Genomic DNA, 25033 nt, shown 5'->3' on the forward strand with positions numbered 1-25033 from the left:
GAGCTCGGTCGCCGGGTCCACGCCGGAGTCGCGCAGCGCGCCGACCACGTTGGGGAACAGCATCGGATCGACGTGGCGCATGTCGAGCCAGACGTTCTTGCTGCCCTCGGCGACGAGCTTCTCGGCGATCGCGCGCGAGACCTCGTCGCGCGGCGCGAGCTCCTCGACGAAGCGCTCGCCGTCGGGGCCGTGCAGCGTGGCGCCCTCGCCGCGGATCGCCTCGGTGACGAGGAAGCCCTCGCGGCCGGGGATCCCGATGACGGCGGTCGGGTGGAACTGGACGAACTCCAGGTCGGCCAGCGCGGCGCCCGCCGCGTGGGCGAGCATCAGGCCGATGCCGAGCGATCCGGGCGGGTTGGTCGTGCGTGCCCAGAGCGCGGCGGCGCCGCCCGTGGCCAGCACCGTGGCGCGGGCGCGGATCGCGCGACCGTCCTCCAGGACGACGCCGACGCAGCGGCCGTCGACGGTCCACGGCGCGGCGGCGCGGGCCTGCTCGAGGACCTCGATGCGCGGCTCCTCGACGACGACCGCGCTCAGCTGGCGCACGACGCGCCGGCCGGTGGCGCTGCCGCCAGCATGGACGACGCGCCGGTGCGAATGGCCGCCCTCGAGGCCGAGCGCGAGGCCGCCGTGGCCGTCACCGTCGAAGGCGACGCCGAGCGCCTCGAGCTCGCGCACGGCGCGCGGCGCCTCGCGGCAGAGCAACTGGGCGGCGCTGCGGCGGACCGCTCCGCGGCCGGCGATCTCGGTGTCCCGGCGGTGCTGGTCGGGCGAGTCGGCGGGATCCAGCGCCGCGGCGAGGCCGCCCTGGGCCCAATAGCTGGCGGTCTGGGCGAGCGCCGTCGCGGAGACCAGCGCGACGCGCGCCCCCGCCCGGGCGGCCGTCAGCGCCGCGTAGAGGCCGGCCGCGCCGGCGCCGACGACGGCGACCTCGGCGTCGACGATGGAAGGGGCTTCGGCCACGCGGGTACCGTACTCGCGAGATGGCCGCTCCCGTCCTGTTCCACCATCCGTCGTCGCTGCAGCATGACCCGGGGCCGCATCCCGAGCAGCCGGCGCGGATCGTCGCGATCGAGCGGGCGCTGGAGGCGCGCGGATGGCTGGGCTTCGAGCGGCGGCTGTCGCCGCAGGCCTCGCGCGCGCAGTTGGAGGCGGTGCACCCGGCGCGGCTGATCGACGGCGTGCGCGAGCTGTGCGAGGCTGGCGGAGGCGCGATCGACGCCGACACGATCGTCTCGCCGGGTTCGTGGGAGGCGGGGCTGCACAGCGCGGGCGGGGCGGTCGCGGCGGTCGACGCGCTGCTGGGCTCTGCCGCAGGTGATGCTCCTGGCCTGGCCGCCTCGATCCATCGGCCGCCGGGCCACCACGCCGAGATCTCTCGCTCGATGGGCTTCTGCCTGTTCAACAACGTGGCGATCGCGGCGCGCCACGCACGTGATGCGTACGGCGTGGAGCGGGTGTTCATCCTCGACTTCGACGTCCATCACGGCAACGGCACCCAAGACGTCTTCTTCGCCACCGACGAGGTGCTGTTCGTGTCGATCCACCAGTGGCCGCTCTATCCGGGCACGGGTGCGGCGGGGGAGATCGGCACGGGCCCGGGGGCGGGCTACACCGTCAACCTGCCGGTGCGGCCGGGCTCGGGCGACGCGGTCTTCGGGTCGCTGGTCGAGCACGTCGCGGTGCCGCTCGCTCGCGCCTACGCGCCGGGGCTCATCCTCGTCTCGGCGGGCTTCGATGCCCACGCCGACGATCCGCTGGCCGCCTGCGAGGTGACCGATGCGGGGTACGCGACGATGGGCGCGTCGGTGCGGGCCTTGGCGGATGCGCTGGAGGTGCCGGTTGGCGTCGTGTTGGAGGGTGGCTATGACCTCGCGGCGCTGTCGCGTGGGCTGGTCGCGCTGCTGGAAGTGCTGGGCGCCGACGGTCCGGTAAGCGCTCCTGAGCTTGCGGTGCATCAGCTGAGCGAGGGCTTCCTCCAGCGGCACGCGGCGCTGCTGGGTTAGGCCTGAGGCGCGCCTCGCCGCGCCTGAGCGCACCTCCCGGCAGAGCCGGTGCTGGCGCACGAGGCTCAGCCGCTCGGCACGCTCAGCCACGACGATTCGAGCCTCAGCCAGCGGGTGGGCGGCTCAGCCGGTGCTGCCCGGGATCGCCGCCGAGGCGGCGGAGGTCTCGGTCGCGGCGGGGGCGGTCGGGACGCTCTGGGTCGCGACGGTGTCGCTCGGCTGGGCGGGCGCGGTGGTCGCGGCGCTGACGCTGCCGTCGTCGCTGGTCAGGTTCGTGAAGGCGAAGGCGAGCGCGAGCCCGGCAAGCAGGACGATGACGGCGACGAGCGCCATCGGCGCGCGCCAGTTCGGGGTCGGCGCCAAGCGCGTCCGGGCGGGCGCGCCGCACTCCAGGCACCAGTCCTGTTCGGGCGCGACGTTGGCGCCACAGCGGGGACAGCGCAGCGGCACGGGGGCGGGGCCCGCGTGCTGCGAGGGACCCTGACCCTGGTCGCTCATCAGGGCTCCGGGTGCTCGCGCGGGGCGAGCGGATCGCCGCTCGTGACGGCCTGCGTGCCCGCCTGTTCGTCGTGGCCGTTGCCGCTGGCGTCGAGGGGCTGGTGGGCCTGGGTCGCCTGCTCGGCGGCCGGTTGCTCGGGCGTTTCGACCGGCTCGGGCTCCGGCGGTGCAGGCGGCGGTGGGTTGCCGGCCAGCGCGCCGGAGACCGGCGTCGAGGCCTGCTCCGTGACGCTCAGCGGCAGTGCCTCTTGGGCGGGGTCGACGCTCTGGGGCGCAGTCGCCGGCGTCGTTGCGCCGCCGACTTCGACCATCGCCAGCGGCCCGCTGAACTGCGTGCCGCACTGGGGGCAGAAGCGCGCGTCGCTGCCGTGCAGGGCGCCGCAGCGGGGACAGGCGGCGACGCCGGGCTCGCGCAGCTCGATGATGTCGCGGCGCTCGTTGAGCACGCGCTCGATCGCGCGCAGCTCGCGGTCGACTGCATCGAGCGCGGCGAGCTTGCCGAGGACAAGCTCGTCGTTGCGGCGCGCGAAGCGATGGAGGTCGAAGGCGAGGCCGCCGAGGTCGCGAAAGCCGAGCTCGCGGACGCGGCGCAGGTAGCGCAGGCGGCGCCGCAGCCGGCCGCGATCGCGGAAGCTGGGGCGGGTCGGTGCGACGTCCTCGGGCGCGAGGCCGGCGGGAAGCGGTGCGGCCGGCGGCGCCTGGGGTGGCGCCACGATCGTCGGCTGCGACTCCTGCAGGCTCGGGTCGGGCGGACGCCGGCTGGAGCGGATACGGCGGAGGGGACCCTTCATAGGAAGAAGGCGCCTCTGCGGCGCCGATCAGGACGATACCAGCGCGTTCCGACACCGGCGCTGCGCAGGATCGTCACGTCCGCGCGTAGATCCGTCACGCGTCGGCGCGCAGCATCCCGGTCACTCCCGTTCACCCGCATCACCTGGAGAGACGCATGTACCGCGCCATTGGTTTCGCTCACGCGACCGTTCATCACACGCTGCAGCGTGCCCATCGCATGCCGGCGGCACGCGAAGAGGGGCAGGGGACCGTCGAGTACATCGGCCTGATCCTGCTGTTGGCGGGCGTGATGGTCGCCGTCGTCAAGGCCGGCCACGACAGCTCGATCGCCTCGACGGTCGTCAAGAAGGTCCAGGACTCGATCGACGGCGTCGGCCAGGCACCGGGCTCCGGGCGTTGATCGGCGCGGCGGTGGGTGCGACGTCCGTGACGCCTACGATGGGCTCCGTGCCCGCCGCCGACCCGCGCGATCGCCCCATCGCCGTCTTCGATTCCGGTGTGGGCGGCCTCACCGTGTTGCACGAGCTGCTCGTCTCGTTGCCCCAGGAGGACTACCTCTACCTGGGTGACAGCGCGCGTTTCCCCTACGGCACGCGCAGTGCGGACGAGCTCGAGCGCTTCGGCATGGACATCGCCGAGGAGTTGGTGGCGCGCCGCGCCAAGCTGCTGGTCGTCGCCTGCAACTCGATGACAGCCGCGGCGTTGCCGGCCCTGCAACGCCGGATGTTGGAGACGACGCTCGGCGTCGACGTCATCGGGGTCGTCAAGCCCGAGGCGGCGCAGGCGGTGGCGGTGACGCGCAGCGGGCGCATCGGCCTGCTGGCGACCCCCGCGACGGTGGACTCCGGCGCCTACGCGCGAGCCGTCGCGGCGGTCGACCCGCACGTCGACCTCGTTGCCGTGGCGTGTCCTGATCTCGCGCCGCTGATCCAGGATCCGCCGGGCGGCGAGCTGTTCTCACAGGAGCTCCAGGAGGTGGTGCGTGGCTACTGCGCACCGTTGGTCGCGGCCGGCGTGGACACCGTGATCCTTGGCTGCACGCACTATCCGCTGGTGCGCTCCATGCTGCAGCGGATGCTCGGGCGCTCGGTGACGATCGTGACCTCCGGCGCCGCGCTTGCGCGGCAGGCCGAGCACGTCCTCGGCTCGCGTGGCCTCGCATCGCCACGCGAGGGCGAGGGCACCTACTCCTTCCTCTGCACCGGCGACGCCGACACGTTTGGTGCGCTCGGCACCCGCTTCCTGCAGATGCCGCTGACCGAGGTCGAGCATGTCGACCTCTCGGCACATTCGACGACGACCGAGGTGTCCGCATGGCCGCGACCGTGACCCGCTCCTACGACCGCGCGCCCGACGCGTTGCGGCCGGTGACGATCGAGCCCGGTTTCGTCCGCACGGCCTCGGGCTCGGCGCTGATCTCGATGGGCGAGACGCGCGTCATCTGCACCGCCTCGGCACAGACCGGCGTGCCGCGCTGGCGGATGGGCAAGGGCCTGGGCTGGGTCACCGCCGAGTACGGGATGCTCCCGGCCTCGACGGGTGAGCGCAAACAGCGTGACATCACCAAGGGTCGTGCCGACGGGCGCACGGTCGAGATCCAGCGGTTGATCGGCCGCTCGCTGCGCGGGGTCGTGGACTTCGCCGCCCTGGGCGAGAACTCCATCTACCTGGACTGCGATGTGCTGCAGGCCGACGGCGGGACGCGGACCGCGTCGATCACCGGCGCCTACGTCGCGCTCGCGCTCGCCTGCGAGAAGCTCGTCGCCGCTGGCACGATCGCGCGGTCGCCGCTGACCGGTTCGGTGGCGGCGATCTCCTGCGGGATCGTCGATGGCGTGCCGCTGCTCGACCTCGACTACCCCGAGGACTCCTCGGCCGAGGTGGACGCCAACGTCGTCATGACCGGCGACGGTGGCCTGGTCGAGGTGCAGGCCACGGCGGAGGGCACGCCGTTGAGCCGTACACACCTCGACGAGTTGCTGCACCTCGCCGAGGCCGGCATCGCGCAGCTGCGCGTGCTCCAGCACGAAGCGATCGCGGCCGGCCGCGCCGCGTAGGACCAAGGCCACCATGAAGCTCGTCCTCGCGACCCGCAACGACCACAAGGCGCACGAGTTCTCGGCGCTGCTCGCTCCGCATGAGGTCGTGGCGCTGCCGCCTGAGGTCGAGTTGCCACCCGAGACCGGCACGACGTTTGCCGAGAACGCGCTGGGTAAGGCGCGAGCGGCGGCCGAGGCGCTCGGCACCGTCGTCATCGCCGATGACTCAGGGATCGAGTCCGCCGCGCTGGGCGGGCGCCCCGGTGTCTACTCCGCCCGCTTCGCCGGCGAGGATGCGACCGATGAGGAGAACCTCGCAAAGCTGCTGCGCGAGGCATCGGTCGGCAGCGCACTGGCCTACGTCTGCGTCATCGCGCTGGTCGACCCCGACGCCCGCACCCAACTGCTCTTCGAGGGCCGATGCACCGGCACGCTGGCGGCCCAGCCGCGCGGAGACGGCGGCTTCGGTTATGACCCGGCGTTCCTGCCCGATGACGAGATCCCACCGCCGGCGGAACGCACGATGGCCGAGCTCAGCCCGGTCGAGAAGGGCGCGATCAGCCACCGTGGCCGTGCCGCGGCGCTGCTGCTGGAGCACCTCGGCCCATGAGGGCGGTTCGGGCGATGTCCACCGCGGCCGAGGTCGGGACACCAGGTGGTGCCGCGCCGGAGCCCGGCAGTGCGTCGGCCCCCGGGATTCTGCGCTCGGCGCTGGGCTCGGTGGTCGCGGCCGCGTTCCTGGTCACCCTCAAGCTCGTCGCCGGCCTCATCTCCGGCTCCCTCGGCCTGGTCGCCGAGGCGGTGCACTCGGGGACCGACCTCGTCGCCGCGCTGCTGACCTTCCTGGCGCTGCGCGTCGCGATCCGGCCGCCGGACCGCGACCATCCCTACGGCCACGGCAAGGCCGAGCACCTCGCCGCCCTTGGCGAGGGAGGCTTCCTTGTGCTGGCCAGCGCGGTCATCGGCATCCAGGCGCTGGCGCGGCTGGTCGAGGGCGGCAGCCACGATGTCAACGCCAACGGCTGGATCTTCGGCGTACTTGCCGTTGTGCTGGTGGTTGATGTCACGCGGATGGTCGTCTCGCACCGCGCGGCGCTGCGCCACGGCAGCCCCGCGCTGGCCTCCAACGCGCTGCACTTCGCCTCTGACATGGTCGGCACGATCGCGGTGCTGATCGGCCTGCTGCTCACGCGCGCGGGAACGCCGGAGGCCGACTCGATCGCCGCGCTGGTCGTCGCAGTGCTCGTGGTGGTCGCGGCCGTGCGGCTGATGCGCCGCAACGTCAACGTGCTGATGGACGCCACGCCCGAGGAGGCGCAGGCCGCCGCGCGCGCGGCGATCAGCGACGCCGAGCCGGAGATCGAGCTGCGGCGCTTGCGGGTGCGCGCCGCCGCCGGGCGCAACTTCGTAGAAGCCACCGTTGCCGTGCCGCCCGACGCGGCCCTGGGGGAGGGGCACGCGGTCGCCGACTCCATCGAAGAGGCGGTGCGCGGCGCGTTGCCCGGCAGCGACGTCGTCGTTCATGTCGAGCCCGGCGTCGGCGAAGGCGACTTGCGCGAGCGCGCCAGCGCAGCGGCACTCACCGTCCGTGGCGTGCGCGAGGTCCACAACGTGCGCGTGGTCGATGTCGACGGCCATCCCGAGCTCTCGTTGCACCTCAAGCTCCCGGCCGATCTCGACCTCGGCGCCGCGCACGACATCGCCTGTGCCGTCGAGGCGGCGATCCACGCCTCCGTGCCGGAGGTCATCGACATCTACACCCACATCGAGCCGCTCTCCACCGACGCCGAGGGCGCCGAGCCGCAGTGGGCCGAGGTCGCCGACGAGGAGCGGATCGTGCGCAACATCGTCCGCGAGCTCACCGGTGGCCAGGCCGAGGCGCTGCGCTTCCGCGCCGGCGACGACGGGCTCGTGGTGTTGCTCACCGTTCGGCTGGACGGCGCGCAGACGCTCGATCAGGCCCACGACGTCGCCAGTGAGCTGGAGCGGCGGATCCGCGACCAGGCGCCGGCGATCGACGAGGTCATCGTCCACACGGAGCCCGCCGAGGCCGCGGGATGAGCGGCTCAGCGCAGGTTGATCGCGGCCGAGGCCGCCACGGCCGCAAAGAGCGCCGCGTAACCCTGGTAGTGCGACAGCAACATCACGAGCGCTCCGATCAGGAGGGCCGCGACGGTCACCAGCCAGGCGATGCGCTGCAGGGTCATCGAACGCTCATTCTGGCTGGTGGGCCCGACGCCTGCAGCGCCGATCCGTCCGACCGCGCCACCACACTGCCCGGCCGACCGCAGCCCAGAGGCTCCCAGGGTGCGCTGCTAGCGTCGCCCCGCCTACGACCCTCGACAGGAGGACCGCAGTGACGAAGAGCGAGTTCGTCGATCACGTCGCCCGAAAGGGCGACCTGGAGAAGAAGGAAGCCGCCGCGGCGGTCGAGGCCGTCCTCGGCGTCATCGAGGAGACTCTTGCCCGTGGTGGCGAGATCACGTTCTCCGGCTTCGGCAAGTTCCATGTCGCCGAGCGCAGCGCCCGCGAGGGCGTGCATCCCCGCACTGGCGAGGCCATCCAGATCGCCGCCTCCAAGGTGCCGCGCTTCACGGCCGGGTCCGGCCTCAAGAAGGCCGTCAAGGGCTAGCGCTGCCCGCGACGCATGTAGCCGACCGCCTGGCGGCCGCCGTGGCCGAGCGCCAGTCGCAGATCGTGCTCGGGCTCGACCCCGATCCGCTGCGGCTCTGGCCCGAGGCCGAGGACGCCGCAGCGGGCGTGCTCGGGGGCGCCCCCGCCGCTCGCGCCGCGGCAGGCGTCCTTGCGCACTGCTGCGCGGTCATCGACGCCGTCGGCGATGCCGTCGTCGCGATCAAGCCGCAGGTCGCCTGCTTCGAGCGCCTCGGCGCCCCCGGTTGGAACGCGCTGGGCGCGACCATCGCGCACGCCCGTGCCGCCGGCCTGCTGGTCCTCGCCGACGGCAAGCGCGGCGACATCGACGTCACCGCCACCGCCTACGCCCAGGGCTTCCTTGGCGCCACGCCCGGGCCTGATGAAACATCGATTCCCGGCCTCGGCGCCGATGCGCTGACCGTCAACCCCTACATGGGCCTCGACACGCTGCGCTCCTTTGCCGCCGTCGGCCGCGCCCACGACGCCGGCCTTTTCGTCCTCGTCCGCACCTCCAACCCCGGCGCCGCCGATCTCGAGGACGAGCCGCTCGCGCGCGGCGGCACCGTCTGGGAGCGCGTCGCCGAGCTCGTCGCCCAACTCGGCGCCGAACATCGCGCCCCGCAGTCGGGCTTGAGCGACATCGGCGCCGTCCTCGGCGCCACGCGCCCCGAGCATCTCGCTCGCGCCCGCGAACTGCTGCCCCACGCGATCTTCCTGCTGCCCGGCGTCGGCGCCCAAGGCGGCCGCGTGGAGGATCTCGCGCCGGCCTTCGCCCCCGGCCGCGCCGCCGGCCTGGTCACCGCCTCCCGGTCGATCGTGCGCGCACACGAGCAGGACGGCGCCGGGTCGTCGCCGGCCGACGCCGCGCGCGCCGAGGCCGAGCGCCTGCGGGCCGCTGCATGGGCGTTGGGCTGATGGCGCGCTGCGGCGTCCAGACCGATCCGCCGCCTATCCTGCGCCCCTGATGCGCCGCCGCTCTCCCGCCCGCTGGCTGGCTCCGCTGGCCCTCGTGACCTGCGCGGTCGCCATCTACGTCGTCGTCGACCACGAGCTCGGCTCGGACTCGCACTCCAAGACGACCTCGTCCACCAACTCGAAGACCGGCACGAACGCCGACGGGACCTCGACGAGCAAGTCCAAGTCCACCAAGAAGTCAAAGACCTCCTACACGGTCAAGGCCGGGGACTCGCTGTCGGTCATCGCCGCCAAGACCGGCACCGACGTGGGCTCGCTGCAGGAGGCCAACCCCGAGGTCGATGCCGCTGCCCTGCACCCCGGCCAGAAGCTGAAGCTCCCGCGATGAGCCGCCGGACCTTCGCACTCCGCCGCTGATGCGCATCCCATCCGCCCTCCGCGCCGCCCTGGCCGTCGCCGCGCTCGCCGCCATCACACCCGCCGGCGCCTCCGCCGCGGCCACCGCGCCGAAGCCGCCCCAGGTCAGGGCCCCCGCAGCGATCCTCGTCGAACCCGCCACCGGCGACGTCGTCTTCCAGCGCAAGGCCGACCAGCGCCGCCCGATCGCCTCGACGACCAAGCTGATGACCGCGCTGGTCACGCTCGAGCACGCCTCGCTCGACGACGTGATGACCACCATCAACTACCACGGCTCGTCCGCCGAGTCGCTGGCCGGCTTCCGCGGTGGCGAGCACGTGACGGTCCGCGACCTCCTGCGTGCGCTGCTGATCACCTCGGCCAACGACGCCGCCGCCACGCTGGCGCAACGCGTGGCCGGGTCGCGCCCCGCGTTCGTGAAGCTGATGAACGCCAAGGCGCGCCAGCTCAAGCTCACCAACACGCACTACGAGAACCCGATCGGCCTCGACTCGCCGGGCAACTACTCGACGGCGACCGACCTGGCCAAGCTGACGCTGATCCTGCGCCGCAACGCGTTCTTCCGCGAGACCACCAACCTGCCACGCGTGACGCTGAAGTCCGGCGATCACCCGCGCACGTTCGCCAATCGCAACGTGCTCGTGCGCAATGTCCCGGCGGTCAACGGCGTCAAGACGGGGCACACCAGCACGGCCGGCTACATCCTGGTCGGCTCGGCCTCCAGAGCCGGCGTCACGGTCGTCGCCGTCGTGCTCGACGACCCCAGCGAGTCGGCGCGCGACAGCGACGCGCTCAACCTCCTCAAGTACGGCCTGAGCCGCTACCACGTCGTCACCGCCGTCAAGAAGGACCAGGTCGTCGGCCACGCGGCGCTCTCGCACCGCGGCGACCAGCAGGTCGACCTCGTCGCCGGTGCCACGGTCAAGCGCACGGCGCGCCGCGGCGACCAGCTCGTCGTCACCGTCAGCGGCGCGCCGACGACGATCGACGGCCCGCTGCCCAAGGGCGCGCGCGTCGGCACGGTCACCGTCACCCAGCGCGGCAAGGTCGTCGCCCGCGTGCCCTTGCAGACCGCCGACCCCGTCGATGCGGCCACGTTCTTCGACCGCCTGCGCGACTGGCTCGGAAATCCGATCACCCTCATCCTGCTCGGGGCCTTCGCCCTCTGTAGCCTCTACCTCGTGCTGCTTCGGCGGCGCGCGGTGCGGCGCAGGCAGAGGCGGCGCACCGGCAGAGGGGCACCCGTCGCGTGATCATCACCGTCACCCTGAACGCCGCGATCGACAAGTCGCTGTCCGTGCCGAACTTCCGGCTCGGGCGTCGGCATAGGACCGTGGAGCAGCGCACGGCCGCCGGCGGCAAGGGCGTCAACATCGCCCGGGCGCTCAAGACTCTCGGCCAGCCGGTCATCGCCACGGGCTTCGCGGGCGGCCCGACCGGCACGCGGATCGTCGACCAGCTCACCGAGGAGTCGATCCTCAATGACTTCGTGCGCATCCGCGAGGAGTCGCGCACCAACACCGCCGTCTATGACCCGACCAACGGGCAGCAGACCGAGATCAACGAGCGCGGCCCCGCGGTCTCGGCCAAGGAGGTCGAGCTCTTCCGCGACAAGCTGCTCTACCTCGCCCGCGGTGCCGACATGGTGGTGATCGCCGGCTCGCTGCCCCGCGGGGTGGAGCCCGACATCTACGCCGGCCTGATTCGCGAGCTGCGCAAGGCCAACGTCCTGACGGTCATTGACACCGATGGCGAGCCGCTGCGCCACGCCGTCCGTGCCGAGCCCGACGTGATCTCGCCCAACGTCCTGGAGGCCGAGGAGCTCGTCGGCCACGAGTTCAACGACGACGAGGATCGGCTGATCGCCGTCGGCGAGATGGTCGAGCAGGGCGCCCGCGAGGCCGTGATGACGCTGGAGGACGGCTGCGTGGCGTGCATGCGCGTCGACGGTCATCGCCAGCTCTTCCGCGTCACGGTGCCCACGCGCGAGGCCGTCGCCGGCGTCGGCGCGGGCGATGCGTTCCTCGCCGGCTACGCCGCCGCGCGCTATGCCGGCAAGGCGACGGCGGACTGCCTGGCCTACGGCGTCGCCTGCGGCGCGGAGTCCACGCAGCACCTCGGCGCGGGCCTCGTCGAGCCGCGCGAGGTCGACCGGCTGCTCTCGGGCGTCGACGTCGCCGCCGTGGCGGCCTCGGCCGAAGTCGGCTGATTCCTCGCCCGGAGGGCTCGGATCAGCTTCCGAGAGCTCGCCTGGCGGCTCCCTCTCGGGCATATGGGGCGTTGCGGAGTGGCCTGCAGTTCGGTTCCGTACGAAGCCGTTGCTACTCTCTGAAACGCGTGATTGGTTGCCGCCACACCACGCCGCAGCGCCCATCCTGGACCCCGCTTGCGCGGGGTCTTTTCGTCCGGCCCCAGACCTAGGATTCGCCCAATGGAGATCGAGATCGGCCGCGGGAAGAAGGCCCGTCGCGCTTATGGATTCGACGACATCGCGATCGTGCCCTCACGGCGCACACGCGACCCTGACGACGTCGACATCTCCTGGAAGCTGGGGGACTATCGCTTCGAGCTGCCGCTGCTCGCCTCGGCGATGGACGGCGTCGTCTCTCCCCGCACCGCGGGGCTGATCGGCAAGCTGGGCGGCCTCGCCGTCCTCAACCTCGAGGGCATCTTCAGCCGCTACGAGGACGCCGACGAGCAGCTGGAGCGGATCGCGCAGCTGCCCAAGGAGATCGCGACGCGCGAGATGCAGGAGATCTACAGCGCGCCGATCGACGAGGACCTGATGGTCCAGCGGATCCGCGAGATCAAGGAGCAGGGCGTCGTCACCGCCGCCTCGCTCACGCCCCAGCGCGTCAACAAGTACTACGAGAAGGTGCTGGACGCCGGCCTCGACATCCTGGTCATCCAGGGCACCGTCGTCTCGGCCGAGCACGTCTCGCAGACCTCCGAGGCGCTGAACCTCAAGGAGTTCATCGCCGATCTTCCCGTCCCCGTCGTCGTCGGCGGCTGTGCCAGCTACCACACGGGCCTGCACCTGATGCGCACCGGTGCGGCCGGCGTGCTCGTCGGCGTCGGCCCCGGCGCGGCGTGCACGACGCGCGGCGTGCTCGGCGTCGGCGTCCCGCAGGCGACGGCGATCGCCGATGTCGCCGGCGCTCGCTCGCAGCACATGCTGGAGACCGGTGAGTACGTCCGCGTCATCGCCGACGGCGGGATGCGAACTGGCGGCGACGTCTCGAAGGCGATCGCCTGCGGCGCCGATGCGGTGATGGTCGGCTCCCCGCTCGCCCGCGCCCATGAGGCGCCGGGTCGCGGCTTCCACTGGGGCATGGCGACGTTCCACCCGACGCTGCCGCGCGGCGCGCGCGTCGCGACGGTGCAGAACGGCACGCTGGAGGAGATCCTCGTCGGCCCCGCCCGCGAGAACGACGGCACGTTCAACCTCATGGGCGGCCTGCGCACCTCGATGGCGACGACCGGCTACCAGGACATCGCGGAGTTCAACCGGGCCGAGCTGATGATCGCCCCGTCGCTGCAGACCGAGGGCAAGCAGTTGCAGTCCTCCCAGGGCGTGGGCATGGGCTCGCGCGGCGCGGCCGCCTCGGTCAACGGGCCGGCGGAGGCCAACGCCGCCGCCAGCGAGAAGACGCCGGCGCTCGCGCAGGCGTAGCCGTGCGACTCCTGACGGACACCTCGTCGCCGCTCGCGGCGTCATCGCACCGGGCAGGTGCTATCGCACGATGCCCGGCACTCTTCCTTGCGAGCGACGACGATCTGTGCGTCAGGAGCCACCCGGTATGACCGAACATGTCGTCACCGCCTCCACGGCGGCCACGGAGCTTGCCGACGAGTCGGCGCCCGTCGACCGCCCGACGGCGGTTGACGAGGTCGTCGTCCTCGACTATGGCGGGCAGTACTCGCAGCTGATCGCGCGGCGCGTCCGCGAGTGCGGGGTCTTCAGCGAGCTGTTGCCCCATCACGTCGGTGCCGAGGAGGTCCGCAAGCGGGCGCCCAAGGGCTTGATCCTCAGCGGCGGCCCCGCGTCGGTTTACGCCGACGGCGCGCCAAAGCTCGATCCGGAGCTGCTCGAGCTCGGCATCCCGGTGCTGGGCATTTGCTACGGCATGCAGCTGCTGGCGCTCAAGCTCGGCGGCAAGGTCGAGGGTGCCGAGGTCGGCGAGTTCGGCCGCTCGCAGCTGACCGTGCGCGACAGCGGGACGCTGCTGGCCGGCCTGCCGCTGGAGCAGTCGTGTTGGATGTCGCACCGCGACACGGTCTTCGAGGCGCCGCCCGGGTTCACCGCGTTGGCGTCCTCCACGGCGTCGCCGGTGGCGGCGTTCGAGTCGACCGAGCGCGGGATCTACGGGATTCAGTTTCACCCCGAGGTCGTGCACACCCCCTACGGGACCGACGTCCTCAAGAAGTTCCTCGGCGACGTCTGCGGGGCCGAGCTGAACTGGTCGGCCGCCTCGATCGTCGAGGAGCAGCTCGCGCGCATCCGCGCCCAGGTCGGCGACGCGAAGGTCATCTGCGGCCTGAGCGGCGGGGTGGACTCCTCGGTCGCCGCGGTGCTCGTGCACCAGGCGATCGGCGACCAGCTCACCTGCATCTTCGTCGACCACGGGTTGATGCGAAAGAACGAGGGCGAGCAGGTCATCAAGGCCTTCCGCGACCAGTACAAGATCCCGCTGGTCGCCGTCGACGCCGAGAACCGCTTCCTCGAGAAGCTCGCCGGGGTGTCGGAGCCCGAGGCCAAGCGCAAGATCATCGGCGCCGAGTTCATCCGCGTCTTTGAGGAAGAGGCGGCCAAGATCGGCGACGCGAAGTTCCTCGTCCAAGGCACGCTCTACTCCGACGTCATCGAGTCGGGCGGCGGGACGGGCGCGGCGACGATCAAGTCCCATCACAACGTCGGCGGTTTGCCCGACGATCTCGAGTTCGAGCTCGTCGAGCCGCTGCGCGCGCTCTTCAAAGACGAGGTCCGTGCCGTCGGCGCCGAGCTCGGGTTGCCCGAGCGCCTGGTGTGGCGTCAGCCCTTCCCGGGGCCTGGCCTCGCGATCCGCATCGTCGGCGGCGAGGCCACCAAGGAGCGGTTGGACGTCTTACGCGACGCCGACTACATCCTCCAGGACGAGATCCGCAACGCGGGTCTCTACCGCGAGCTCTGGCAGTCCTTCTGCGTCCTGCCCGACGTCCGTACCGTCGGTGTCCAAGGCGACGAGCGCACCTACGGCTACGTCGTTGTCATCCGCGCCGTCACCTCCGACGACGCCATGACCGCCGACTGGGCCCGCCTGCCCTACGACCTTCTCGAGCAGATCGCCTCGCGCATGATCAACGAGCTGCGCGAAGTGAACCGCGTGGTCTTGGACATCACGTCTAAGCCCCCCGGAACCATCGAATGGGAATGACCCGGTCGCGTTTGGGCGCCGCCTCGCCGCGCCTGGAACCACCCGACGGAGCTTGATGGGCTGGCTGCCCACCGGCGCTCGCCGTGCGGCCCCAGCCACGACGATGCGGGGCCCAAACGCGACCGGGCCCGCGTGCGTCGAGGGACGACTGATGGTCGCTATGCGCCCATGAATCGTCCCTCGATGGCGTGGCGGTGGGTACTGTCGGGGGATGTCCCGTCGCCTCGCTGTCCCCGCCGCGCTGACGCTGAGCCTGGCGCTCGCCACCTCCGCCGCCGCCGCTCCCAAGACCGTCACGAAGGTCCGTACCGGGCCTTCGGGCGAAGCGTTCTACGCACCGCCGTCGCCGTTGCCGGGCAAGAAGCACGGGGACCTGATCTGGGCGCGGACGCTGACCGGTGCGGCGGTCGCGTCCGGCGCGTCGTCGACCAAGGTGGTGCTCTACCGCTCGCAGGGCGTGGACGGCAAGGCCGATGCGGTCTCGGGGATCGTGTCGATCCCGAAGGGCAAGGCCCCCAAGAAGGGCTGGCCGATCATCACCTACGCCCACGGCACGACGGGCATCGCCGACCAGTGCGCGCCCTCACGCGACGTCGCGGGCACGCTGGTGCATCCTTTCAACGCCTACATCTTGCCGTTGATCAGCCGCTGGTTGAAGGCCGGCTACGCGGTCGTGCGCACCGACTACGAAGGGCTCGGCACGCCTGGCGTGCACCCCTATCTGATCGGCAACTCGGAGGGTCGCGCCACGCTGGACATCGCCCGCGCCGCCCGCGAGCTCGATCCGCGCCTGAGCAAGACCACCATCATCTCGGGCCATTCCCAGGGCGGCCACGCCGCGCTCTTCGCCGCCGCGCTGGCGCCGAAGTGGACGCCGGAGCTCAAGCTCCGCGGCACCGTCGCGTTTGCGCCGGCCTCCCATCTCGACGACCAGATCCCGCTGACCAGCATCCTGACCACGCCAGGCGGAGGCCTCAGCGGCCTGATCGCCGACATCGGGCGCGGCATCCTCACCGCCAACCCGTCGTTCGACCTCACCGCCCTGCTCAGCGACCAGGCCAACGCGCTCTTCGGCCAGGTCGAGGCGCAGTGCCTGCCCGAGCTGTCGGCCCCGACCTCCTTCGGCGGCCTCTCACCCAAGGCGATCTTCAAGGACGGCGCCGACCTCGCGCCGCTCGCCAAGCTGCTCGACGTTCAGGACCCGTCGCACCTGAAGATCAAGACGCCGCTGTTGATCGACCAGGGCAGCGCCGACACGACCGTCCTTCCGCTCTTCACCGACCAGCTCGCCGGCGAGATGACCAAGAACGGCAACAAGGACTTGACCTACACCAAGTACACGGGCGTCGACCACGCGGGCATCGTCACCGCCGCGGCCAAGGACGCGACCGCCTGGATCGCCAAGCGGCTGAAGTAGCCCCGGCTAGCCAGAGGCCGTAACGCGGAGCACTTCTTCGGGCGACGTCAGCCCGAGGCGGATCTTGTCCATGCCGTCCTCGCGCAGGCGCTTCATGCCCTTGCCGACCGCGACGGCCGCGATCTCGTCAGCCGAGGCGCGGCGCAGGACCAGCGACCGGATGTCCTCGTCCATCTTCAGGATCTCGAAGATGCCGAGGCGCCCGCGGTAGCCGGTGCCGTTGCAGCGGTCACAGCCGCCGGGCTGGCTGGTCTCGACGTCGCCGTCGACCTCGAAGCCGTTGGTGCGCATGACGGCGGCCTCGACGACGGCCGTCTTCTTGCAGGAGTCGCAGAGCTTGCGCGCGAGGCGCTGGGCGACGACGCAGTCGATCGCGCTGGAGAGCAGGAACGGCTCGACGCCCATGTCCAGCAGGCGCGAGACCGCGTTCGGCGCGTCACGGGTGTGCAGCGTCGACAAGACCAAGTGGCCGGTCAGCGCGGCCTCGACGGCGATGTGCGCCGTCTCGCCGTCGCGGATCTCGCCGACCATGATGATGTCCGGGTCGGCGCGCATGATCGCCTTCAGGCCGCCCGCGAAGGTCATCTTCGCCTTGGCGTTGATGGCCATCTGCTTGACGCCGTCCATCCGATACTCGACCGGGTCCTCGACGGTGACGATCGTGCGCGTGCCGTTGTTGACGTGCGCCAGGCACGAGTACAAGGTGGTGGACTTGCCGGAGCCGGTGGGACCGGTGACCAGGACGCCGCCGTACGGGCGCGCCATCGCAGCCTCGACCGCGATGCGGTCCTTCTCCAGCATGCCGATCTGCTCGAGGCCGACCGGGGCCGAAGAGGAGTCCAAGATGCGGGCGACGATCGCCTCGCCGTAGACCGTCGGGAGCGTCACGACGCGCAGGTCGATCTCGTGGCCGTCGATCAGCAGCGACACGCGGCCGTCCTGCGGCGTGCGGCGTTCGGCGATGTCGAGGTTGGCCATCACCTTCATGCGCGACACGACGCCGACCGACATGCGGCGCGGGATCGAGACGGCCTGGTCCAGCATGCCGTCGACGCGGAAGACGACGTGCATGTCCTCCGAGCTCGGATCGAAGTGGATGTCAGAAGCGCCGCGGCGAATCGCGCGCTTGAGCACCGAGTTGACCAACTTGATGATCGGCGCCTGGTCGTTGGACCCGAGGTCGGTGACGTCGTTGTTGGGGACCGAGAGGTCGACCTCGCCCGACTCCTCGGTGCCACCGTCGGAGAGGTCCGGGAAGTCGTTGCCGAGCTTGACGCTGAGGCGGTGGATGTCGTCGTAAGCGGCGACGACCGGGCGCACCGCCATGCCCGTGATCATCGTGACGTCGTCGATCGCCAGCATGTTGGCCGGGTCGGCCATCGCGAGCAGAAGCTGGCCCTCATCGTCCTGGCCGACCGGGATCGCGTCGTAGCGGCGCACGAAGCCGGGATCGACGAGGCGGGCGAGGTCGGTGTCGATCTTGAAGACGGCGAGGTCGACGCGCTCGATGCCGAAGCGCTCGGCGAGCACGCGCGCCAGCTGCTGGGGCGTCAGGACGCCGTCCTCGATCAGCATGCGGCCGGTCAGCCGGCCCGACTCGCGCGCGTGCTGGACGGCACGCTCGACATCCTCTTCCTTGGCGAAGCCGAGCTCGACGACGACCTGGCCGATCAGGCGCGTCGAGCGTCCGCGCGAGAGCGGGGGCAGGATGCCCGGAACGTCGGAGATCGGCGGCACGTCATCGTGCAGGTGCGAGATCGCGGGCGAGGAGGTGTTGGGAGGAGGGACCGACACATCCCGTACGTCGGCCGTTCTCATACCTGGGTCCAGCGCCTGGACGGACGTTCTAGTCGTTGCCGTCGGCGTGCGGACCGCGCAATCGGTCCTGCACACCCTGATCGGGCGAAACGCGGCGCCCGTACGCAGGCGCTAGACTCCTCCGGCTGGATCGGGTCGTCACGCGGCCCGCTGAGGTCCGGACCATCTCCCCGAGATCCGCGTCCGGGCCCGAAGCCCTATCATCGTCCGTCGCCGCGCGCCCTGACGCGCGGCTTCCTTACGCCGTGAAGACCTACGTCGCCAACTCCACCACCGCTGAGCGCAACTGGCTCGTCGTCGATGCCAACGGGCAGACCCTTGGTCGGCTCGCCACGCAGCTCGCCGATGCCCTGCGCGGCAAGCGCAAGCCCGAGTACACCCCCCACGTCGATACCGGTGACTTCGTCATCGTCATCAACGCGGAGAAGATCTCGGTAACCGGCAACAAGCGCGCTGAGAAGCTCTATTACCGACACTCCGGCTATCCCGGTGGGCTCAAGTCCCGCACGCTGGAGGAGATGCTGGAGCGGCGCCCCGAAGAGGTCATCCGGCTCGCGGTCAAGGGCATGCTGCCCCGCAACCGCCTCGCCCGCAAGCAGCTGACGAAGCTGAAGGTCTACGCCGGCGCGGAGCATCCGCATGCCGCGCAGCAGCCTCAGCCCTTGGAGATCAAGTCTTAGGCATGTCCGACCAGACGCCGCAGGATCCGCAGGACGAGCAGGAGGCCACGACGCCCGAGGTTGGCGCCGAGGCTCAGGCTCCCGAGCCCGAGGCCCCCGCCGAGGAGACCGCTCCGGTGGCCGAGGAGGCTCCGGCGCCCATCGCCGAGGCCCCCGACGAGGCGACGGCTGCTGAGGCCGAGGAGGCCCCCGCCGAGGAGTCCGCTCCGGTGGCCGAGGCCGCCGAGCAGGTCGAGGAGGAGCTCGAGGACGAGGAGCCCGCCGCTCCGCGCGTCAAGCCCGCCATCCCGGGTGCTGACCTCGAGGTCGACATCGTCGTCGACGGTGACGATCGCGGTGGCCGCGTCTGGTCTGAGGACGAGGATCCCGACGGCGAGGAGCCCGAGGCCTCCGGCGACGAAGAGGACGTCGTCGACGAGCAGCCGATCACCGCGCAGATCCAGCTGGCCGACGACGCGCGCTACCGCGCGACCGGCAAGCGCAAGACGGCGATCGCCCGCGTGATCCTCAAGCCCGGCACCGGCGCGTACACGATCAACGGCCGCACGCTGGACGACTTCTTCCCGCGCGCCACGCTGCAGAAGACGATCCGCCAGCCCCTGGAGACGGTGGGCTACGAGGACCGCATGGACGTCATCGCCCGTATGCACGGCGGCGGCGTCTCGGCCCAGGCGGGCGCGCTGCGCCACGGCATCTCCCGCGCGCTGCTGGAGGCCGATCCGAACCTGCGCACCGAGCTCAAGCGCCGCGGCTTCCTGACGCGCGACGCGCGCGCCAAGGAGCGCAAGAAGGCCGGCCTCAAGAAGGCGCGTAAGAAGCCGCAGTTCAGCAAGCGCTAGGAAACATGGACGACGCGCGGAGCGGTCTCCGCACTCCTGGAGCGGAGCGCGGAGGACAGGAGGCGAAGCCGGTCTCCGACGCGTCGACAGAGCGCGGAGGACGGGAGGCGAAGCCGGTCTCCGCGCGGCGGCTCTTCGGAACCGACGGCGTTCGCGGCGTCGCGGGCGAGGTTCTCACCGCGGAGCTCGCCCTGGCGCTGGGCCGTGCAGTGACGGTCCAGTCGCCCGCGCCGCGTCCGCAGGTCCTGGTCATTCGCGACACGCGCGAGTCGGGCGAGATGCTCGAAGCCGCGCTGGCCGCGGGCATCACCTCGGCCGGCGGCGACGTCCTGTTGGGCGGCGTGCTGCCCACACCGGCCGCGCCGTTGCTGCTGGGTCGTTACGGGTTCGATCTCGCGGCAGTGATCTCTGCTTCGCACAACCCGTTCGCCGACAACGGCATCAAGTTCTTCGGCTCCGACGGCTTCAAGCTCTCGGACGCCGACGAGGCGGCGATCGAGACGCTGCTCGACGAGCAGGCCGACGCCGCCGGCGCGCGCACCGCGCCGCCCGCCATCGGCCGCGTCCGCCAGCTGCACGGCACGCTCGAGGACTACCTGCGCGAGCTGCAGACGCGCTTCAGCGACCTGGATCTCGCGGGGGTTGACGTCGTCCTGGACTGCGCGCACGGCGCGACCTTCCAGGCCGCGCCGGAGATCTTCCGTCGCCTCGGCGCGACCGTGACCGTCCTTGCCGACGAGCCTGACGGGCGCAACATCAACGCCGGCTGCGGCTCGACGCACCTCGACGGGCTGATGGAGAAAACCCGCTCGGGCGGTCATGACCTCGGGTTCGGCTTTGACGGCGACGGCGATCGCGTGCTGGCCGTCGATCGCCACGGCGTGGTTGTCGACGGCGACGAGCTGATCGCCCTGGCGGCGCTCTCGCTGCGCGAGCGGGGCCGCCTCACCGGCGGCGTCGCGGTCACGGTCATGACCAACTACGGCTTTCACGCAGGCATGCGCGAGGCGGGCGTCGAGGTCGCGATCACGTCGGTCGGTGACCGCTACGTCCTGGAGGAGCTGCGCAATCGCGGCTGGTCGCTGGGCGGCGAGCAGTCGGGCCACATCATCGACATGGGCTTCGTGCCGTCGGGCGACGGCATCGCCAGCGCGCTGCTGACGCTGGAGGCGCTCAACGGGGGCGACCTGGCCGACCGTGCCGCGATGGAGAAGATCCCGCAGCGGCTGGTCAACGTGCCCGTCGCGGATCGCGACGCCGCCATGGAGAGCGAAGAGCTGGCCGCGGCGATCGCACGCGAGAGCGAAGGGCTTGAGGGTCGCGGGCGCGTGCTCGTGCGGCCGTCGGGCACCGAGCAGCTCGTGCGCGTGATGGTCGAGGCACCGTCCCAAGACGAAACAGATGCCATCTGTGACCGCCTTGTGACGATCGTGCGTCCATCTGCCTAATTGGCGTCCTTCCTCCCCTGAAGGCCAGGGCGGCAGGAAAGGCTGTTGGTACTCTCGAAGCACGTTGAACGGGTGCCAAGGCCCGCGCGACACCAGCTTTTCCCGGACCCCCACCAGCCAGGAGGCCCCGCCAATGTGCGGCATCGTCGGCTACGTCGGCCAGCGCCCAGCGCAGGAGATCCTGCTTGCAGGGCTGCAGAAGCTCGAGTACCGCGGCTATGACTCCGCGGGCATCTCGGTGATCGCCGCCGATGGCGAGATCGAGTCGGTCCGCGCGGTCGGCAACCTCGCCAACCTCAAGGCTGCGATCGATGCGCAGGACGCCATCGACGAGGGCGGCATCGCGGTCGCCACGCGCGTCGGCACGACTGGCATCGGCCACACGCGCTGGGCCACCCACGGGCGCGTCAACGAGTCCAACGCCCACCCGCACTTCGACACCACTAATCGTGTCCACGTCGTGGTCAACGGCATCGTCGAGAACTACCTCGCGCTGAAGAGCCGTCTAGCCGACATGGGCGCGGAGTTCACGAGCGAGACCGACGCCGAGGTCATCGCGCACCTCGTCTCCCACCACCTGGCGACCGGCTCGCTCGCCGATGCGGTGCGCGCTGCCTACGCCGAGCTGCAGGGCCACTTCGCGTTCGTCGCGATGGCGCTCGACGAGCCCGACACGCTGGTCGGCGCCCGCAAGGAGTGCCCGCTGATCATCGGCCGTGGTGAGGGCGAGACGTTCCTGGCCTCCGCGATCCCCGCGTTCCTCGTGCACACGCGCAAGGTCCAGTACATCGAGAACGGCGAGCTGGTCGTCGTCACGCCCGAGGGCACGACCTTCCTCACGCCTGAAGGTGACGTCCTGGACCGCGACGTCGTCGAGATCGACTGGGACGAGGAGACGGCCGAGAAGGGCGGCTACGAGACCTTCATGCTCAAGGAGATCCACGAGCAGGCCGACGCCGTCGCCGAGACGATCGCCGACCGCACCGTGCGCGCCGACGGCGTGGACCTCGCCGAAGAGGCCTCGTTCGACGAGGAGCTGCTGCGCGACGTCAAGCGGATCATCGTCGTCGCTTGTGGCACCTCCTACCACGCGGGCCTGATCGGTCGCTACGCGATCGAGGAGTGGGCGCGGATCCCCGTCGAGATGGATGTGGCCAGCGAGTACCGCTACCGCAACCCGGTCGTCGGCCCCGGGGACTTGGTCATCGGCATCACGCAGTCGGGTGAGACGGCCGACACACTGGCCGCGATGCGGTTGGCGTCCGAGCGCGGCGCGTCGGTGATCGCGGTGACCAACGTCATGGGGTCGCAGGCCACGCGCGACGCCGACGGCGTGCTGTACACGCGTGCCGGGCTGGAGATCGGCGTCGCGGCGACCAAGACCTTCGTCTGCCAGGTCGCCGTGATGTACCTGCTGGCGCTGCGGCTGGCCGAGCTGCGCGGGACGCTGGATGTCGCGGATCGCACGCGGCTGGTGTCCGAGCTCAAGCGCGTTCCGACCGAGATCGACACGCTGCTGGCGGGGCTGGACCTCGATGAGGTCGCCCACAACCACTTCTCGCGTGAGTTCTTCCTGTACTTGGGTCGTCACGTCGGGCTGCCGGTCGCGCTGGAGGGCGCGCTGAAGCTTAAGGAGATCTCCTACATCCCGACCGACGCGTATGCGGCCGGTGAGATGAAGCACGGGCCGATCGCGCTGCTGGACGAGTCGACGCCGGTCGTGTGTGTCGCGACCGACTCGCCGATCCTCGACAAGGTCGTCTCCAACGTGCAGGAGGTGCGCGCCCGCGGTGCGCATGTCATCGCGATCGCCTCCGAGGGCAACATCGAGATCGGCGAGCACGCCGAGGAGGTCATCCGGATCCCGGCGATGGACTGGATGCTGCAGCCGCTGCTGGCGGTCATTCCGCTACAGGTGCTGGCCTACAAGATCGCGCGTCTGCGCGGATTGAACGTCGACCAGCCACGGAACCTCGCCAAGACCGTCACAGTCGAGTAGCCGGGCGCGTTTGCGCGCCGCCTCGACGCGCCTGGAGCCACCCGACGGAGCTTGATGGGCTAGCGCCCACCGGCGCTCGCCGTGCGGCCCCAGGCACGACGATGCGGGGCGCAAACGCGCCCGGCCGCCGGCAGTAGGGTCGGGTCGATGAGTGGCGTGGGGTTGGACCTCCTGGAGATCGAGCGGCTGGAGGGGGCGCTGGAGCGTCGCCCGACGCTGGCCGCGCGGCTGTTCACCGAAGGTGAGCGCGCGTACGCGGCGGCACGGTCGCGGCCGGCGCAGCATCTGGCGGCGCGATTCTGCGCGAAGGAGGCCGTGGCCAAGGCGCTGGCGCTGGAGGCATGGTCCTGGCGCGACATCGAGGTGGTCAGCGAGGGCGGGGCGCCGCGGATCGTGCTGCACGGTGCGCTGGCGGGGGGCGGCGTCGAGGTCGACGTGTCGCTGACGCACACGCGGGGAACGGCGGGGGCCGTGGCGGTGGTGCGGACATGAGCAGGCTTCCTGACGGCTTGGAGCCGCTGCTGGACGTCGAGCAGCTGCGGGCGAGCGACGCGTGGGCGATCGAGGAGCGCGGCATTCCCGGCGTCGACCTGATGGAGCGTGCGGGGGAGGGGCTCTTCGAGATCGTCTGGAAGCACGCCCCGCCAGGCGAGGTGGTCGTCGTGTGCGGCGGCGGCAACAACGGTGGGGACGGCTACGTGGTCGCGCGGCTGCTGCGCCAGGCCGGCCGCGGCGTCACCGTCCTGCACGCCTCCGACCCGGCGAAGCTCAGCGGGGACGCCGCCACTATGCGCGACCGCCTCGTGGGCGAGCCGGCGCTGCCGTTCGCGGCGGGGGCGCTCGACGGCGCTGCCGTCATCGTCGATGCGATGCTCGGCACCGGCTTCTCCGGCAGCCCGCGCGACCCTGTGGCTGCGGCCATCGCGGCCATCAATGGGGCCGACGCGTTCGTGGTCGCAGCCGACGTGCCGTCGGGCGTTGCTGCGGCGACGGGCGCGGTCGCCGGTGAGGCGGTGTGCGCGGCCATCACGGCGACCTTCCACGCGGCGATGCCGGGGCTGTGGATCGCGCCCGGCAAGGCACATGCGGGCGAGGTCGTGGTGGTCGACATCGGGATACCGGAGGGTGGGCCCGCCGTGCCGTGGATCGGGCTCATCGGCGCCGGGACCCTCGCGACGTATCCGCGACGGGGCGCCGAGTCGACGAAGTTCGCCTCCGGCCATGTGCTGGTCGCCGGCGGCGCGCGCGGGCTGACCGGTGCGCCGTGTCTGTCCTCGATGGCCGCGATGCGCGCCGGCGCGGGCTACGTGACCGCGTGCGTCCCGGCCGCGTTGAACGACATCTTCGAGATCAAGCTCACCGAGGTGATGAGCGCGCCGTTGCCCGACGACGGCGGATCGCATACCGAGGTAGGCGCCGGTGAGGTGCTGGAACGCTCGGCCGCGCGGGGCGGCGCGGTGGTGCTCGGTCCGGGGCTGGGGCGCAGTGAGGGCGCGTTCGCGTTCGGGCGGGCAGTGGCGCTGGGCGTCGACGTGCCGCTGGTGCTCGATGCCGACGGCCTCAACGCGTTTGCGGGTGGCGATGGCGATGGCGAAGGTGAAGCTGCTCGTGGCCCGGGCCTGGAGGCACTGGCGGCGCGCAGCGCGCCCACGATCCTGACGCCGCATGGGGGAGAGCTGGGCCGGTTGCTCGGTGTCGACTCCGACGCGATCGCGGCCGCGCGTCTCGACGCGGCGCGCGAGGCCGCACGCCGCTCGGGCGCGATCGTCGTCCTCAAGGGCGACGACACACTGGTCGCCGAGCCCGACGGCCGCGTCGGCATCTCGCGCGGTGGCTCGCCCGCGCTGGCGACCGCGGGCACCGGCGACGTCCTCTCCGGGGTGCTCGGCGCCTTCCTGGCCCGCGGGATGGCGCCCTTTGAGGCGGCTTGCGCTGCGGTCTTCGCCCACGCCGAGGCCGGCCGCCGCGCCGCGACTATGCTCGGCGGCCCCGATGGCGTCATCGCCTCCGACGTGATCGACCAACTCGCGCACACGCTCGACTGACGTGTCGCGTTGGGGTGGTCGAGTTGACCGGGAGAATGCCGGTCAACTCGA

25 protein-coding genes are annotated in these 25033 nt (G+C 71.5%); 20 read left to right on the forward strand and 5 right to left on the reverse strand.

Annotated elements, in window-relative coordinates:
• Positions 1-963 (reverse strand): FAD-dependent oxidoreductase (locus tag VGO10_RS12505; RefSeq protein ID WP_327468760.1); only part of this gene is annotated, 963 nt, incomplete at its 3' end.
• 20 nt (positions 964-983) lie between these two features.
• Here VGO10_RS12505 and VGO10_RS12510 point away from each other — a divergent pair.
• Entirely contained in the window at positions 984-2006 is a 1023-nt protein-coding gene (locus VGO10_RS12510; protein ID WP_327468762.1) for a histone deacetylase, read from the forward strand.
• Between the two features lie 123 nt (positions 2007-2129).
• Here the strand turns inward: VGO10_RS12510 and VGO10_RS12515 are convergent, their stop codons facing one another.
• Complete coding sequence (locus VGO10_RS12515; RefSeq protein WP_327468764.1) at positions 2130-2504, reverse strand: hypothetical protein; 375 nt, start codon at positions 2502-2504, stop codon at positions 2130-2132.
• Entirely contained in the window at positions 2504-3295 is a 792-nt protein-coding gene (locus VGO10_RS12520; RefSeq protein WP_327468766.1) for a zinc ribbon domain-containing protein, read from the reverse strand. The genes VGO10_RS12515 and VGO10_RS12520 overlap by 1 nt, the downstream gene beginning before the upstream one ends.
• Positions 3296-3450: 155 nt before the next feature.
• Between VGO10_RS12520 and VGO10_RS12525 the strand changes: the two genes are divergently transcribed.
• From VGO10_RS12525 to VGO10_RS12545, 5 genes are read left to right on the forward strand one after another with little or no spacing between them, the layout of a single operon-like run.
• The gene (locus VGO10_RS12525) at positions 3451-3696 is read left to right on the forward strand and encodes a hypothetical protein (protein WP_327468768.1); all 246 of its coding nucleotides are present in this window, start codon (positions 3451-3453) and stop codon (positions 3694-3696) included.
• Between the two features lie 47 nt (positions 3697-3743).
• Positions 3744-4625, forward strand: a complete 882-nt coding sequence (gene murI / locus VGO10_RS12530; protein ID WP_327468770.1) for a glutamate racemase — start codon at positions 3744-3746, stop codon at positions 4623-4625.
• On the forward strand, positions 4610-5353 hold the full coding sequence (gene rph, locus VGO10_RS12535) for a ribonuclease PH (RefSeq protein WP_327468772.1): 744 nt from the start codon (positions 4610-4612) through the stop codon (positions 5351-5353). Before murI ends, rph begins: the two co-directional genes overlap by 16 nt.
• A 13-nt stretch (positions 5354-5366) precedes the next feature.
• A complete protein-coding gene (gene rdgB / locus VGO10_RS12540) occupies positions 5367-5945 on the forward strand; it encodes an RdgB/HAM1 family non-canonical purine NTP pyrophosphatase (protein WP_327468774.1) in 579 nt (192 codons plus the stop codon).
• Positions 5942-7396, forward strand: a complete 1455-nt coding sequence (locus tag VGO10_RS12545; protein WP_327468776.1) for a cation diffusion facilitator family transporter — start codon at positions 5942-5944, stop codon at positions 7394-7396. The genes rdgB and VGO10_RS12545 overlap by 4 nt, the downstream gene beginning before the upstream one ends.
• A 5-nt stretch (positions 7397-7401) precedes the next feature.
• Here VGO10_RS12545 and VGO10_RS12550 read toward each other — a convergent pair whose 3' ends face one another.
• Positions 7402-7542: a hypothetical protein gene (locus VGO10_RS12550; protein WP_327468778.1), complete on the reverse strand. Its 141-nt coding sequence runs from the start codon at positions 7540-7542 to the stop codon at positions 7402-7404.
• A gap of 149 nt (positions 7543-7691) precedes the next feature.
• Between VGO10_RS12550 and VGO10_RS12555 the strand changes: the two genes are divergently transcribed.
• The 8 genes from VGO10_RS12555 (at position 7692) to VGO10_RS12590 (ending at position 16153) form a co-directional block, all read left to right on the forward strand.
• A complete protein-coding gene (locus VGO10_RS12555; RefSeq protein WP_327468780.1) occupies positions 7692-7967 on the forward strand; it encodes an HU family DNA-binding protein in 276 nt (91 codons plus the stop codon).
• Between the two features lie 29 nt (positions 7968-7996).
• A complete protein-coding gene (pyrF, locus tag VGO10_RS12560) occupies positions 7997-8905 on the forward strand; it encodes an orotidine-5'-phosphate decarboxylase (protein WP_327468807.1) in 909 nt (302 codons plus the stop codon).
• Positions 8906-8954: 49 nt separating this feature from the next.
• Positions 8955-9293, forward strand: a complete 339-nt coding sequence (locus VGO10_RS12565) for a LysM peptidoglycan-binding domain-containing protein (protein WP_327468782.1) — start codon at positions 8955-8957, stop codon at positions 9291-9293.
• 28 nt (positions 9294-9321) lie between these two features.
• Complete coding sequence (locus VGO10_RS12570; RefSeq protein WP_327468784.1) at positions 9322-10575, forward strand: D-alanyl-D-alanine carboxypeptidase family protein; 1254 nt, start codon at positions 9322-9324, stop codon at positions 10573-10575.
• Positions 10572-11531 (forward strand): 1-phosphofructokinase family hexose kinase, encoded by a 960-nt coding sequence (locus tag VGO10_RS12575; protein ID WP_327468786.1) that lies wholly within the window; start codon positions 10572-10574, stop codon positions 11529-11531. The genes VGO10_RS12570 and VGO10_RS12575 overlap by 4 nt, the downstream gene beginning before the upstream one ends.
• Positions 11532-11753: 222 nt before the next feature.
• Positions 11754-12995 carry a GuaB3 family IMP dehydrogenase-related protein gene (locus VGO10_RS12580; RefSeq protein ID WP_327468788.1) on the forward strand — a complete coding sequence of 414 codons (1242 nt, stop codon included), beginning with the start codon at positions 11754-11756 and terminating at the stop codon, positions 12993-12995.
• A 127-nt stretch (positions 12996-13122) separates the two neighbouring features.
• The gene (guaA, locus tag VGO10_RS12585) at positions 13123-14736 is read left to right on the forward strand and encodes a glutamine-hydrolyzing GMP synthase (protein WP_327468790.1); all 1614 of its coding nucleotides are present in this window, start codon (positions 13123-13125) and stop codon (positions 14734-14736) included.
• A gap of 211 nt (positions 14737-14947) precedes the next feature.
• The gene (locus tag VGO10_RS12590; RefSeq protein ID WP_327468792.1) at positions 14948-16153 is read left to right on the forward strand and encodes an alpha/beta fold hydrolase; all 1206 of its coding nucleotides are present in this window, start codon (positions 14948-14950) and stop codon (positions 16151-16153) included.
• A 6-nt stretch (positions 16154-16159) separates the two neighbouring features.
• On the opposite strand, the gene VGO10_RS12595 is transcribed toward VGO10_RS12590, so the two are convergent.
• Positions 16160-17947, reverse strand: coding sequence for a GspE/PulE family protein (locus tag VGO10_RS12595; RefSeq protein ID WP_327468794.1), 1788 nt, complete (start codon positions 17945-17947; stop codon positions 16160-16162).
• A 269-nt stretch (positions 17948-18216) separates the two neighbouring features.
• Between VGO10_RS12595 and rplM the strand changes: the two genes are divergently transcribed.
• From rplM to VGO10_RS12625, 6 genes are all read left to right on the forward strand, one after another.
• The gene (gene rplM, locus VGO10_RS12600) at positions 18217-18651 is read left to right on the forward strand and encodes a 50S ribosomal protein L13 (protein WP_327468797.1); all 435 of its coding nucleotides are present in this window, start codon (positions 18217-18219) and stop codon (positions 18649-18651) included.
• A 2-nt stretch (positions 18652-18653) separates the two neighbouring features.
• Positions 18654-19490 carry a 30S ribosomal protein S9 gene (gene rpsI, locus VGO10_RS21825; RefSeq protein WP_414642235.1) on the forward strand — a complete coding sequence of 279 codons (837 nt, stop codon included), beginning with the start codon at positions 18654-18656 and terminating at the stop codon, positions 19488-19490.
• Positions 19491-19495: 5 nt separating this feature from the next.
• Positions 19496-20938 carry a phosphoglucosamine mutase gene (glmM, locus tag VGO10_RS12610; RefSeq protein WP_327468799.1) on the forward strand — a complete coding sequence of 481 codons (1443 nt, stop codon included), beginning with the start codon at positions 19496-19498 and terminating at the stop codon, positions 20936-20938.
• 133 nt (positions 20939-21071) lie between these two features.
• The gene (glmS, locus tag VGO10_RS12615) at positions 21072-22937 is read left to right on the forward strand and encodes a glutamine--fructose-6-phosphate transaminase (isomerizing) (RefSeq protein ID WP_327468801.1); all 1866 of its coding nucleotides are present in this window, start codon (positions 21072-21074) and stop codon (positions 22935-22937) included.
• Positions 22938-23084: 147 nt separating this feature from the next.
• Positions 23085-23429: a holo-ACP synthase gene (locus tag VGO10_RS12620; RefSeq protein WP_327468803.1), complete on the forward strand. Its 345-nt coding sequence runs from the start codon at positions 23085-23087 to the stop codon at positions 23427-23429.
• Positions 23426-24982 carry an NAD(P)H-hydrate dehydratase gene (locus VGO10_RS12625; RefSeq protein WP_327468805.1) on the forward strand — a complete coding sequence of 519 codons (1557 nt, stop codon included), beginning with the start codon at positions 23426-23428 and terminating at the stop codon, positions 24980-24982. Before VGO10_RS12620 ends, VGO10_RS12625 begins: the two co-directional genes overlap by 4 nt.
• The last annotated feature ends 51 nt before the right edge of the window (positions 24983-25033 follow it).

The organism is Baekduia sp. (assembly GCF_035996765.1).
Taxonomy (GTDB): domain Bacteria; phylum Actinomycetota; class Thermoleophilia; order Solirubrobacterales; family Solirubrobacteraceae; genus Baekduia.